This is a genomic window from Acinetobacter sp. C32I, from assembly GCF_023702715.1.
In the GTDB taxonomy this organism is placed as follows: Bacteria; Pseudomonadota; Gammaproteobacteria; order Pseudomonadales; family Moraxellaceae; genus Acinetobacter.
Window position 1 is genome coordinate 3,072,781 of the sequence record NZ_CP098480.1, and the last position, 12,861, is coordinate 3,085,641.

The 12,861-nt window shown below is 42.8% G+C and carries 11 protein-coding genes; 2 read left to right on the forward strand and 9 right to left on the reverse strand.

The annotated features are described in order from the left end of the window. Positions 1–2 precede the first annotated feature (2 nt). Together ileS and ribF are read right to left on the reverse strand one after the other, a co-directional pair. Positions 3–2,840 (reverse strand): isoleucine--tRNA ligase, encoded by a 2,838-nt coding sequence (ileS, locus tag NDN13_RS14650; RefSeq protein WP_251115980.1) that lies wholly within the window; start codon positions 2,838–2,840, stop codon positions 3–5. A gap of 88 nt (positions 2,841–2,928) precedes the next feature. Next, on the reverse strand, positions 2,929–3,930 hold the full coding sequence (gene ribF, locus NDN13_RS14655; protein WP_251115981.1) for a riboflavin biosynthesis protein RibF: 1,002 nt from the start codon (positions 3,928–3,930) through the stop codon (positions 2,929–2,931). Positions 3,931–4,137: 207 nt separating this feature from the next. Here ribF and NDN13_RS14660 point away from each other — a divergent pair, with 207 nt between their 5' ends. Further along, a complete protein-coding gene (locus tag NDN13_RS14660; protein WP_251115982.1) occupies positions 4,138–5,271 on the forward strand; it encodes a TDT family transporter in 1,134 nt (377 codons plus the stop codon). 63 nt (positions 5,272–5,334) lie between these two features. Then, complete coding sequence (locus NDN13_RS14665; RefSeq protein WP_251115983.1) at positions 5,335–5,901, forward strand: 5'-methylthioadenosine/S-adenosylhomocysteine nucleosidase family protein; 567 nt, start codon at positions 5,335–5,337, stop codon at positions 5,899–5,901. A gap of 226 nt (positions 5,902–6,127) precedes the next feature. On the opposite strand, the gene NDN13_RS14670 is transcribed toward NDN13_RS14665, so the two are convergent. From NDN13_RS14670 to NDN13_RS14700, 7 genes are all read right to left on the reverse strand, one after another. After that, positions 6,128–6,502: a hypothetical protein gene (locus NDN13_RS14670; protein ID WP_251115984.1), complete on the reverse strand. Its 375-nt coding sequence runs from the start codon at positions 6,500–6,502 to the stop codon at positions 6,128–6,130. Between the two features lie 394 nt (positions 6,503–6,896). Next, the gene (locus NDN13_RS14675; RefSeq protein ID WP_005200942.1) at positions 6,897–7,508 is read right to left on the reverse strand and encodes a TetR/AcrR family transcriptional regulator; all 612 of its coding nucleotides are present in this window, start codon (positions 7,506–7,508) and stop codon (positions 6,897–6,899) included. Positions 7,509–7,752: 244 nt separating this feature from the next. Next, the gene (locus tag NDN13_RS14680) at positions 7,753–8,553 is read right to left on the reverse strand and encodes an ATP-binding cassette domain-containing protein (protein ID WP_251115985.1); all 801 of its coding nucleotides are present in this window, start codon (positions 8,551–8,553) and stop codon (positions 7,753–7,755) included. Between the two features lie 13 nt (positions 8,554–8,566). Further along, a complete protein-coding gene (gene ssuC / locus NDN13_RS14685; protein WP_251115986.1) occupies positions 8,567–9,370 on the reverse strand; it encodes an aliphatic sulfonate ABC transporter permease SsuC in 804 nt (267 codons plus the stop codon). Continuing rightward, positions 9,367–10,542, reverse strand: coding sequence for an FMNH2-dependent alkanesulfonate monooxygenase (ssuD, locus tag NDN13_RS14690; RefSeq protein WP_251115987.1), 1,176 nt, complete (start codon positions 10,540–10,542; stop codon positions 9,367–9,369). Before ssuD ends, ssuC begins: the two co-directional genes overlap by 4 nt. Positions 10,543–10,574: 32 nt before the next feature. After that, complete coding sequence (locus tag NDN13_RS14695) at positions 10,575–11,564, reverse strand: aliphatic sulfonate ABC transporter substrate-binding protein (RefSeq protein ID WP_251115988.1); 990 nt, start codon at positions 11,562–11,564, stop codon at positions 10,575–10,577. 12 nt (positions 11,565–11,576) lie between these two features. Then, complete coding sequence (locus tag NDN13_RS14700; RefSeq protein WP_251115989.1) at positions 11,577–12,569, reverse strand: sulfonate ABC transporter substrate-binding protein; 993 nt, start codon at positions 12,567–12,569, stop codon at positions 11,577–11,579. Between the last annotated feature and the right edge of the window lie 292 nt (positions 12,570–12,861).

Consider the following 12,861-nt stretch of genomic DNA (forward strand, 5'->3'; position numbering starts at 1 on the left):
AATTATGCATATTTTCTCACTTCGCCACTGCCTGTGACGTTGATAATACAACGAGCGCATAAACCAGCATGGCCAACGTGTGTATTTACATCAGGCAATACATGCCAGCAACGTACACATTTTTCACCATCTGCCGCCGAAACTTGCACACGCAGACCTTCGAGGTCTGTGCTTTCGCCTTGTTCAGCATAAGGGTGAACGATGACTTGAGAGGTAATCAAGACAAAACGTAATTCATCAGCCAATTGGTTTAACAATGTTTGTAATGCTTCATCTGCCCAAAGTTCAACTTTAGCAGATAGGTTACTACCGATGAGTTTAGCGTTACGTGCTGCTTCAATCTGTTTATTTACTGCTGATTTTACGCTAATCAATGTTTGCCAATCTGCTTCAGACAGTAAGTTTGCTGTTGATGCAGTTGGGATGTCATACCATTCAGCAGTAAATACATATTTTCCAGTTTGTTCTGGAATCAATGGCCAAGCTTCCTGTGCGGTAAAGCTGAGAATAGGTGACATCCAACGAACAAAAGCTTGCACAATATGATACAGCGCTGTTTGCGCAGAATGACGTGCCTGTGAATCTGCTTTGGTGGTGTACTGACGATCTTTGATGATGTCGAGGTAGAAACCACCCAAGTCATTAATACAGAAGCTTGTTAGCGCATTAGTGACGATATGGAAGTTCATCTCTTCATAGGCTTGCTGAATGGTTTTTTGAACCTCAGCAGCGCGTTGCAAGATGTATTGGTCCAATGCAATCAACTGGTCGACTGGTAAAGCATCTGTTGATGGTTTGAAGCCATTCAAGTTTGCCAACAAGAAACGTAAGGTATTACGAATACGACGATAACCATCTGATGCGCGGCTAAAGATCTCTTTACCAGCTGTCATCTCGTAACGATAGTCAGCAGACGCGATCCAGAAGCGTAAGCCATCAGCACCCATATCTTTGATAATGTCTTGTGGGGTAATGATGTTGCCTAATGATTTAGACATCTTACGGCCTTTCTCATCAACCACGAAACCGTGGGTGAGTAGGCCTTTATATGGTGCACGTTCATTGATCGCGATCGAAGTTAACAACGACGATTGGAACCAGCCACGGTGTTGATCTGAACCTTCAAGATATAAGTCTGCTGGATCTTGTAGATCATCACGTTCACGCAGCACAGCGTAGTGTGTAGTTCCAGAGTCAAACCAAACGTCTAAGGTATCGCGTACTGCATTATATTGTTCTGCATCAGCACCGATGAATTCACTCGCTTCACGGTTATACCAACCATCGATACCTTCTTGTTCGATCAGTTTAGCCACTTCTTCGATCAATTCAGGTGTGCGTGGGTGTAATGCATTGGTATCTTTGTGTACAAAGAATGGGATTGGTACACCCCAAGTACGTTGGCGTGAGATACACCAGTCTGGACGACCTTCAATCATCGACTGAATACGGCTTTGTCCCCAATCCGGCACAAATTCAATCTCATTTTCAATTGCATTCAAGGCATTTTGGCGCAGACCATTGGCATCCATGCTGATAAACCACTGAGGTGTCGCACGGAAGATAATTGGAGTTTTATGGCGCCAGCAGTGCGGATAGCTATGTTTAATTGGCTGATGTGCCCATAAACGACCAACTGCACCCAATGCCTCAATGATTTGAGGATTGGCTTTATAGATGTGTTCACCTGCAAAAATTGGTGATGTTGGTAAATAAACACCATTACCACCGACAGGGTTTTCAACTTTTAATTGATACAGCAAACCGACTTTGTAATCGTCTACACCATGGCCGGGTGCAGTATGAACGGCACCTGTACCGCTGGTTGCAATCACGTGCTCGCCTAAAATGACAGGCACCTGACGATCTGCCAACAGCGGATGTTGTAAAAGAAGGTTCTCGATTGCAGCGCCTTTGAAATCTGCGAGTACAACTGGATTTTCCAGTTTGTAACGTTCGATTGCTGATTCAACCAAGTCTTTGGCCAGAATAAAGTTTTGCGTACCACGGTCAGTGGTCACTTGAACCAATTGATAGTCGATTTCAGCATGGAGTGCCACGGCTTGGTTAGCAGGCAAAGTCCATGGGGTGGTGGTCCAAATGACGATATCCGTGGCATCTTGAACATCAACATTCAAACGTATGCTGAGATCTTTGAGATCCACAACCGTGAAACCAACATCAATCGCATCTGATTTTTTGTCTTCGTATTCAACTTCAGCTTCAGCCAATGATGAACCACAGTCCATACACCAGTTCACTGGTTTTAGACCTGGTTCGATATGACCTGCTTTGGCAATGGCACCCAAGGCACGCACGATGTCAGCTTCTTGCTTGAAGTTCATGGTGAGGTATGGATTGTCCCAATCACCAAACACGCCCATACGCACAAAGTCTTTCTTCTGCAATTCGACTTGGGTGTAGGCATATTCACGGCAAGCCTTACGGAAAGTTGAGGCATCAACTTTAACGCCTACTTTACCGACTTTTTCTTCGACTTTCAGTTCGATTGGTAGGCCGTGACAGTCCCAACCCGGCACATACGGTGCATCGAAGCCATCTAAAACGCGGCTTTTAATAATGATGTCTTTTAACACTTTATTGACTGCATGGCCTAAATGGATTTGACCATTGGCATATGGAGGGCCGTCATGCAGTACATATTTTTTCTTGCCAATACGCGCTTCACGAATCTGCTGATAAATGTTGTCGGCATACCACTCTTCTAACCATTTGGCTTCACGCACAGCCAAGTTTGCCTTCATGGCAAATTCAGTCGCTGGCAAATTGAGTGTGGCTTTATAATCCACTGCATTTTCAGGAGTTTGCTTATCGCTCATGCAAGTTTTCTTCCAGTTTGATCAGTTGGTAAACTGACATGTTTTACATTAGGATTTGTGAAATATTAACAAATCCTACTATTTAAATTTAAAAAGGAAATTCTGGTGTGCGTTTACGATAGTCTCGTAACTTTTGCACATCATCATCAATTCCGGCTTTGAGGGCTTCAAGCGAAGGGTAATTCAGTTCACCATGCAAATAGTGAAGAAAGGTTACCCGCATCAATAAGCCATACAGATTAGCAGAAACATCAGGGAAATGTACCTCTAATCGCCATTCTGGCTGGTCTTGTTTGATGGCTGGGCGTGTCCCCACATGACCTGCACCAAACAAACTGTCAGCTTGATAGCCTGCAATCCCGTTGAGGGCAGGATCTGAATGTTTTACTTTTGCATTTAATGATGCATTTTCACAGACCACATCCACCGCATAAATCCCGTTTAAACAGGGTTTGTGACGGTTTAAACGCACATTAATCGTTGGAAAATCAAGGGTACGACCAATCTGATCGCCATATTGCACTCGGCCTGTGATGCTATAAGGACGACCCAGTAGTTTTGCCGCTAACGCCAGATCACCCTGTTGAAGGACCTGACGAATACGGGTTGAACTGACACGTTCACCATTTAAAGCCACGGTATTTAAATTGGTGACATCAAAACCGTAGTCACGTAAGAATTCACTGTTGCCTTGGCGGTCTTTGCCAAAATGAAAATCATCGCCTAGCACCAAGCTTTGTGCATTGAGTTTTAATTTGAGTAGGTCGGCAAATTCAGTGGCATTTAAACTTCTAAAATATTGATCAAATTTCGCAACAGCAATGTAGTCCACACCGAGCTCAGTTAAATATTCTACTTTTTCTCTGAGTGAGTTGATGCGTGGCGGTGCCTCATAACCTTTAAAAAATTCAAGTGGTTGTGGCTCAAAAATCATTACCAAGGTCTTTAAGCCTTGCGCTTCAGCCAACGTTTTGAGTTGAGCAATCATCGCTTGATGGCCGAGATGGACACCATCAAAATTGCCAATCGTTACCGCAGTCGGCGGTAACTGAAAATCTGGCGATAATGCATTAAGACGAAGCAACTTCATGAGCGTTAAATACAGTGATTTTTGCAAAGGCTATATATTGCCATATTCTCAGCGTTTCGTCTTGTTGTTGTGTTTTTACACAGAAAAATTTCAATATTTAAAGTTTTTACATCAATTAAATTGATTCATTAAATAAAAATAAATCAATTTTTCTTATTTGTGGATTGACCTAAAATAACTGCATAGTCGCTTGATATTGAGAAAGAGATGAAAAAGCCGTTTTATCAGCTAGAGCAGAGCATCGATGTGATTCGCCATTTTACCCCGAACTGGTTTACTGCAACCATGGGAACGGGTGTGGTTGCGATGATTTTAGCACAACTGCCTTTTGCCTCATCTGTTTTATTTATGCTTGCGACTAAATTATGGCAGTTTAATATTTTGTTATTTAGCACTTTTAGCGTGCTGTATATCTTACGCTGGATTTTATTTCCGGCTGAAGCCAAGCAAATTTTTACTCACCCCAACATGAGCTTATTCCTCGGTGCGATTCCGATGGGCTTAGCCACAATTGCCAATGGTTTTCTCAGTTTCGGTACCCATTTATATGGTGATATTGCCGTTCAAATTGCCACTTACCTTTGGTATATCGATGTTGTTCTTGCGGTAGTGATTGCGTGGGTGGTGCCATTCTGTATGTTTAGCTGCCAAGATCATCAATTACATCGTATGACTGCGGTATGGTTACTCCCGATCGTGGCCTGTGAAGTTGCTGCTAGCTCTGCGGGGCTGCTATTACAGCATTTAGCTGCCGATCAACATGCATTAACCATCTTGATCACAGGCTATGTGTTATGGGGTATTTCTGTACTACCTGCTTTTGCGATCTTAACCATTTTGATGTTACGTTTAGCTTTACACCAGTTACCTGAAAAAGAAGTCGCGATTTCTAGCTGGTTATGTTTAGGACCGATTGGAACAGGGGCATTAGCGTTATTATTACTAGGTGAGCAAGCACCACGTATTATGCAGGCGATGGGCTTTGAAGGCTTAGCGACATTACTTCCAGCCTTGGGCATTGTGGCAAGTTTGGTTTTATTAGGTTTTGGCTTATGGTGGTTTGGGATTGCGATTTTGACCACACTGCGCCATATGCGTACTGGCATTCCATTTAACTTAGGTTGGTGGGGACTGACTTTCCCATTCGGTGTGTTTATCTTGGCGATCTTCAACTTGGCGCATCAGTTACATATCGATTTCTTACAGTATGCGGCTGTGGTTTTAAGTCTGTTGTTGGTTGGTCTATGGACATTGGTGATGAAGAAAACACTGGCAGGGGCGTATAGTGGTCAATTATTTTTCTCTCCTTGTTTAGTCGCCTTACAGCAGAAGATGCAATAATATCGAGGTGTGCCGAAGCACACCTTTTTTGTGTCTCTATTTTGATTTGAACGAGTCTTTTTTATGAATGCTGATATTGCTCTGATTATGGCTTTGCCGAATGAATCTAAAGGCTTGTTTGAACAAGCAGGCATTGACGTTCATTACAGTGGCATCGGCAAAATTAATGCGGCATTCAAGGCATTTGAAGTGATTCAAAAGACGGGCTGCAAAACGCTGATAAATTTAGGCAGTGCAGGAAGTTCACATTTTGATGCGCATAGTCTGGTTGAGGTGATTACTTTTGTGCAGCGTGATATGGATGTATCTCCTTTGGGTTTTGCCGTTGGGGTCACCCCGATGGATGATGAGATTCCAGCGGAGATCCATACTCAACCCCATTTTGAACTTTTACCCAAAGGGATTTGTGGAACGGGTGATTCTTTTGAAATAGGGATTCCTAAAGTCAGTTGTAATCTCGTGGATATGGAAGCCTATGCCTTGGCTAAAGTGTGCCGAAAATTGGGTGTACGTTTGATTTCAGTTAAATATATTACTGATGGTGCCAATGATACGGCTCATTTGGATTGGGAAGAAAATCTGCTAGTTGGTGCACAAAAATTATTGGCGCTGTATCAAGCACATTTTTAAATGCAATGGTCTAACGTTGTGATAAACATTGTTTTGTTTCTAAGATATTGAAAATAAATAATGGTTTTGTGGTGAATTCGCATAACGACCATTATGTTAAATAGGCGTAAAATTTAATGGAGTTTGGAGTTCTCATAAGAGATTTTATGTTAATCAGATGATCGAAAGGCCCTATTTATGGGCCTTGGGACTGTTTTAAATTTTGTGTAAGTACTTAATTTTCATTTTAATTACACTTAAATCCTGATAACTGTAATTCTTGTTTTAGATTATCAGCACCTTCTGAAGTCATAAAATTTTGGAGATAGTTTGTTGATTCAAAATAAGACTCATGGACTGTGTTATTTACGATAATGTTGTCAGCTTTTATAACTGCATTTGCCATTGAACACACTTCTTTTTTATCTTTATCAGTCAGAACCTTTACATCATTTTCAGCGTTATTCAATATCAATTTGCCACGAACAATGATTTCTAATTGTGGGTAAACTTTTTCTAGCATCTGTAAATATTTCTTTTCATCTGCATAATTTGGATATTCTTTCGCTTGAATTGTACTGATTGCTGAAATAGTAAGTAGGCTAATTAGGATCTTTTTCATTTTATAAGTTTTGTAAAGCTTCGGATAATTTAGTATAGCATTCTATTGTTGAGCCGTTGAATGAGATTTTAGGCTTATAGTGATACTCATTCATTTTAGTTTTGAACTTTACTTCCATGTCATAGACCGTATCGGTAGGTTTGTGCAATAAAGCCAAATTAACATGATACGGTTTATACGAAACCCTTGAGATTTTATATTTAGTATCAAGATTTTAGTGAATACCGCTTCTATGTTCTGCGCACTGGAACAGTTTTTCCGTGACTTTTCATGTTGCATAATTTTGTTTAGGCTAACTTAATAACATTCTCATGCACTGAATAAAAAAAGCGACTTACATAGTCGCTTTTTAAGTGTATGCCAATCGCTAAAATTCAGGCTTTTAGAAGAAAACTTAACGAGGTAATACGCCGTATAACATCATATGCACGGTATGCTCAACTGTGCGTTGAAACATGCTACGGTTACGCAAAGTTTTGCCTGTGACCATTTCCATTTGCGTCGAAAAATCAGCGTAATTTTGGGTGATCGCCCAGATATTGATAATCAACAATTCAGGGTCAATCTCTGCCGACAATTTACCTTGCTCTTGCCAAGTTTGAATCACCTTGGTTTTGCGCTTAAATAGCTTTTTCAAAGGGCCTTTTAAGATTGGTAAAATATGCGGCGCACCTTGAATAATCTCAAGCGCAAATAAACGTGACGCTTTCGGTTGATCACGCGAGCTTTCAATTTTTTGAATCAAATAGTGAGTGAGTGCTTCAGTCGGCTCAAGCTCAGACTCTAAGGTTTGTAAGGGTGCAAGCCACTTTTGTAATACCGTGGTGAGCACTTCGACATAAAGCGACTCTTTATTTTCATAGTAATAGAAAATATTCGATTTATGCATATTTGCCAGTTGCGCAATCTCATCCAGACTGGCACCACTAAACCCATAGACGGAAAAAACATCGAGGGCAGCATTCAGCAGTTGATTGCGCTTTTGTGTACTTTTTTTCTGTTCCATCTGCGAGCTTAATTCAAAAAATGTCATTGACATTGTAAGATAAATTGTCGGATTTGTGCACAATAACAAAATTTTTTTATCGAAAAAAATAGACTTTTGGGGTTAGTGTTGAGGATGTATTTGATAATTATTGAAATCTAAAAAAGCGCATACATATTTTGTAAATAATTCATTTTTCGTTCATAAAATTAGATCGGCATTTTTTGATTCTTTTTATTTTTTTAGAGTCGCCGTTCCTGCGGTTTTAGGTGGCTAAAACCGCATCAAGGACTTGTTGTTCGAGTTGAGCGAAAGCAATGCTCTTTTTCCGTGGGCGCGGTAGATTGACTTGAAAACTCTGTGCAATATGCCCTTGATCTAGCAGAATAATTCGATCTGCCAATTGCACTGCTTCACTGACATCATGGGTGACCAGAATCGCAGTAAACCCTTGTTCTTTCCACAGACGTTCAATCAGGTTCTGCATTTCGAGACGAGTGAGCGCATCTAATGCACCGAGCGGTTCATCCAACAAGAGAATACGTGGTGTATGTGAAAGTGCGCGAGCAAGGGCAGCCCGTTGACGTTGTCCACCTGAAAGCTGTGCTGGCCATTGGCTGGCTTTGTCTTTTAGGCCCACTTTTTCCAAGAGTTGTTGTGCGAGCAGGTGCTGATCTTTGGCTAAGCCCAGCTGGACATTATGTAAGACACTTTTCCACGGCAACAAACGTGGGTCTTGGAACATCACGCGAATATCATCGTTGGTAATACCTTCACGGAAATTGCGAGCGGATTGGAACTTGATTTCGCCATAACTGGCTTTTTCGAGTTGGGCAATCAAACGGAGCAGGGTGCTCTTACCACAACCACTGCGCCCAACAATGGCCACAAACTCGCCCGCTTGGATGTTGAGGTCTAAATCCTCAAGGACTTTAACCTCACCATAAAATTTATATAGCTGCTCAATCAGAATATCAGCACCATTTGCGGGTGCTGTGGTGGTTTCAGGTTCCGCAATTGGCTGAATGAGTGTGTTATCGTAAAAATTTAAATTTAAGTTACTCATTTTTCTGTCCCTTTTATTTTTGATAGCCTGCATGCCAACGCAGTAGATAGCGTTCCAAACCTTGTGCCAATACGTCGGCTAATTTACCCAGCAGGGCGTAGAGTAAAATACCGACCAAGACGATATCAGTTTGTAAAAACTCGCGTGCATTCATGGTCATATAACCAATGCCAGACTGTGCGGAAATAGTTTCTGCAACGATCAGAAGTACCCAAACCAGACCTAAAGAAAAGCGTAGTCCAACTAAAATCGAGGGCATCGCACCGGGTAAAATAATGTCTCGATAGAGTTGCCAACGATTGAGACCGTAGCTTTTACCCATTTCGATCAGCTGTGGATCGACAGAGCGGATTCCGTGATAAGTGTTGATATAGATTGGGAAAAATACGCCGACAGCAACCAAGAACAACTTGGCCGTTTCATCAATGCCGAACCATAAAATCACCAGTGGGATCAGCGCCAGTGCAGGGATGTTACGAATCATTTGCAGGGTGGTATCCAGCAAGGTCGAGGCAATACGAGATGAGCCATTGAGTAGTCCTAAAACCAGACCGAGCCCACCACCAATCAACAAACCGAGTAAGGCACGACCTGCACTGACTTTGACATGTTGCCAAAGTTCACCACTGAGCAGTAAGTGCCAGAAGGCACTTACCACAGCCGTCGGGGCAGGTAAGACCCGACTTTGCAGCAGGCCTGAGCTAGAAGCCACTTGCCAAATCAGGATCAGTAAAATTGGAAACAACCAAGGCAGTAAACCTCTGCCTATTTTTTGTGTTCCACGTGAAACATCATTCAAAAAAGCTTTTGCACTCATGCGTCCTCCTTGATCAAGGTTTTTGCTTCCTTGGTCTCAGGGACATAGTTATTGGCAATGATTTCTCCGAAAGGCCCAGTTAAATGCGGCTGTGCCAGTTTTTCACGGGTCTTGAGTGGCAGTAAAGGGAACACCAGTTCGGCAAAACGGATCGATTCTTCCAAATGTGGGTAACCTGAGAAAATGAAGGTATCAATTCCCAAGTCCGCATATTCTTGAATACGTGCAGCAACGGTTTCAGGATCACCAACTAATGCAGTACCTGCACCACCACGGACTAAGCCAATGCCAGCCCATAAGTTTGGAGAGACTTCTAATTGATCTTTACGTCCGCCGTGTAAGGCGGCCATACGTTGCTGACCGACTGAGTCCATTTGTGCAAATTTTTTCTGTGCTGCTGCAATGGTTGCATCATCCAGATATTGAATCAGTTCATCAGCGGCAGCCCATGCTTGCTCATTGGTCTCGCGTACAATCACATGTAAGCGAATGCCATAAGTAAGTGTGCGGCCTTTGGCAGCTGCTTTGGCACGGAGATATTCAATTTTCTCTTTGACCGCAGCAGGAGGTTCACCCCAAGTCAAATAGGTATCGACCTGTTCCGCTGCCAACTCAGTTGCTGCTTCAGAAGAGCCACCAAACCAGAGTGGTGGGTAAGGCTGTTGTACTGGCGGGTAGAGCAGCTTGGCATCATCGACACTCAGGCGTCCACCATGAAAAGTAAACGATTCACCCGTATGTGAACGGGTCAAGATTTCACGCCAGATTTTGACATATTCTGATGCGGTCTGATAACGCGTGCTGTGATCCTCGTAGAGTCCATCACCTTTCAGCTCTTGCTCATCCCCCCCTGTGACCAGATTCAATAAAATACGGCCATTGGAGAGGCGGTCAAAAGTGGCAGCCATACGTGCCGCAAGTGCCGGTGTGGTAATACCTGGGCGTAATGCCACCAAAAATTTAAGTTGCTTGGTGGCATCAATCAGACTGGCTGCGGTGATCCACGGATCTTCACAAGAACGTCCAGTCGGGATCAATACGCCTGCATAACCGAGATTATCCACGGCAACGGCAATCTGTTTCATATAGGCATGATCGACCTGACGAGCACCCTTGCTGGTGCCTAAATAACGACTGTCACCATGAGTGGGGATAAACCAGAAAATATTCATGTCGATGTTCCTTATGAAAATGAAATGTATGTTTAGTGGGCAGACCAGACACTGTGCTGAATATCGATCTGTACAGGAATCAGTTGCTCTTGTTTAAATAAATCGGCGATTTGTTGCTGACTTTTGATCACTTCAGGGGTGAGCGCATATACCGGTGATGGTTTTGGTCGTTTGTTAAGAACCTGTTGAGCGACTGGGGTACTGAGTCCAGTACTTTGTGCATAAATCTGTAAGGCTTGATCTTGATGTTGCACAATCCATTGATCGGCACTGTTCACGCTATTAATCAATTTCTGCGCTGAATCGGGATGCTTTTGAATGAAGTCAGGATTGCCGATATAAAAAGAATAGGTGGTTGGAAATGCTGAACCATCGACCAAGGTTTTGGTATGACCCTGTAACTCCGCAGTCCCTAGGTAGGGTTCCCAAATTGCCCAAGCATCTACGGCCTTTTTATCAAAGGCTGCACGAGCATCGGCTGGTGGTAACCAGATGGGTTGAATGTCTTGCCAAGACAGCCCCGCTTTTTGCAGGGTTTTGGCCAATAGTTCATGTGCACTCGAGCCCTTTTGTACCGCAACACGCTTGCCTTTTAAATCTTGCAGGCTGCTGATTTTATCGTTGGCATGTACCAAAATAGCCTGTCCTGTTGGTGCAACAACCTCATAAGCCACATAGCTCAGTGGTTTTGCTGCGGCTTGCGCAAAGATCGGTGGGGTATTGCCCACATAACCAAAATCGACAGCTCCAACGGCAAGCGCTTCTAACATTTGTGGGCCAGCTGGAAATTCACGCCATTCAATTTTTGCATTCGGGAATGCTTGCTCAAACAACTGTTGTTGTCTGGCCACCAATAAATTTAACGATGATTTCTGGAAGCCAATGGACAGGGTTTTAACCGCTGTATCTTCAGTGCTTGAAGCTGTTTTTTCAGTATTTGGGGATTCGGTCTTTTGGCAGCCGCTGAGTGAAAAGGCAGAAATCAGCAAGCCGAGAACAGAAACTTTCGCTAACAATGTCATGATGATCCCCTATTATTTAAGCTTATTCTTTAATACGGCATCTTGAATCACAAGCTGCTTCGGAATCAGTTTTTGTGCAAAGAAGGCATCAGCCACATATTGCTGTTCTTTGGCGACTTTGTCAGAGATCGGTTGAACCCCGAAGCCCATGCGTGAAATTGAGCTTTTTAAGACATCAAATTCAAGCCCCGTTGGTTTTTCCAGTAATTTGGCTGCATCATCTGGATGGGTTTGCACCCAATCTGTGGTCTGGTTCAGTGTATTCACCAGCGTTTTCAGTGCTTCAGGATGGCTTTCGGCAAATTGACGATCAGCCAGATAAAATTGGTGATTGCTGACCAGATGCTCGCCTGTAGCGATGACACGCGCATGAATCTGATGTTCTGCTGCGGCGAAGAAAGGATCCCAAATCACCCAAGCATCGACTGCACCTTTTTCAAATGCGGCACGTGCATCTGACGGCGGCAGGTAAACGGCTTGGATATCATTGAGGCTAAGGTTATTGGCTTCCAGCAGTTTGAGTAATAGATAGTGTACGTTGGAGCCTTTGTTCAGTGCGATACGCTTTCCTTTCAGATCCTGTATCGACTGAATCGGGGAGTCTTTCTGCACGATCAGGGCTTCGGCCTTGGGTGCAGGCGGTTGGTTGGCCACATAGACCAGATTCGGGTTGGCGGCTTGAGCAAAGATCGGTGGTGCTTCACCTGCTTCACCAAAGACCACACTACCCACATTTAAGCCTTCTAATAGTTGTGGTCCCGCTGGGAATTCTACCCATTTCACTGTGACACCTTGAGCAGCAAGGTTTTTTTCTAATTCACCTTTTGCTTTGAGAATCGGCAAGATGCCATACTTTTGAAAGCCGATATTTAATGTTGTGGTTTGTTGTTTTGTGGTCTCTTGCTGCTCTGGTTTTTTTGCACAACCTGCAACACCCATCACACTGGCAAGACTTGCTGCAATGAGGGTCGATGTTGCCCATGAGCGATGGATTGAAATAGCCATGTTGCTTGTGCTCCCCGAAAATCAAAAGATTCAAATAAGATGAGCAACTAAGCTAAAACTTTTTTTATTGCATAAAAAATAAATAATCAGGCTTTGCTTATGATCAAAAGTGCAAAATAGAAGATTGCATAATCTTATCGATAAATAGAATAAGTGTTCAAAAAACAAAATTATTAAACTATTGTTTTTAATTGTATTTTTATTATTTTACTGAATGGTGAATTTATTCTTCATTCAGACTTAAGCAAAGATAATGATGATGAAGAGAGATCTTTATCAAAAATAAACATAT

Excerpts from the sequence above, each read along its gene's own strand:
- NDN13_RS14700 (WP_251115989.1), bottom strand. The coding sequence starts at position 12,569 with ATGGCTATTTCAATCCATCGCTCATGGGCAACATCGACCCTCATTGCA.
- ssuC (WP_251115986.1), bottom strand. The coding sequence starts at position 9,370 with ATGAGTGCAAAAGCTTTTTTGAATGATGTTTCACGTGGAACACAAAAA.
- ribF (WP_251115981.1), bottom strand. The coding sequence starts at position 3,930 with ATGAAGTTGCTTCGTCTTAATGCATTATCGCCAGATTTTCAGTTACCG.
- ssuD (WP_251115987.1), bottom strand. The coding sequence starts at position 10,542 with ATGAATATTTTCTGGTTTATCCCCACTCATGGTGACAGTCGTTATTTA.
- ileS (WP_251115980.1), bottom strand. The coding sequence starts at position 2,840 with ATGAGCGATAAGCAAACTCCTGAAAATGCAGTGGATTATAAAGCCACA.
- NDN13_RS14680 (WP_251115985.1), bottom strand. The coding sequence starts at position 8,553 with ATGAGTAACTTAAATTTAAATTTTTACGATAACACACTCATTCAGCCA.
- NDN13_RS14660 (WP_251115982.1), top strand. The coding sequence starts at position 4,138 with ATGAAAAAGCCGTTTTATCAGCTAGAGCAGAGCATCGATGTGATTCGC.
- NDN13_RS14665 (WP_251115983.1), top strand. The coding sequence starts at position 5,335 with ATGAATGCTGATATTGCTCTGATTATGGCTTTGCCGAATGAATCTAAA.
- NDN13_RS14670 (WP_251115984.1), bottom strand. The coding sequence starts at position 6,502 with ATGAAAAAGATCCTAATTAGCCTACTTACTATTTCAGCAATCAGTACA.
- NDN13_RS14695 (WP_251115988.1), bottom strand. The coding sequence starts at position 11,564 with ATGACATTGTTAGCGAAAGTTTCTGTTCTCGGCTTGCTGATTTCTGCC.
- NDN13_RS14675 (WP_005200942.1), bottom strand. The coding sequence starts at position 7,508 with ATGGAACAGAAAAAAAGTACACAAAAGCGCAATCAACTGCTGAATGCT.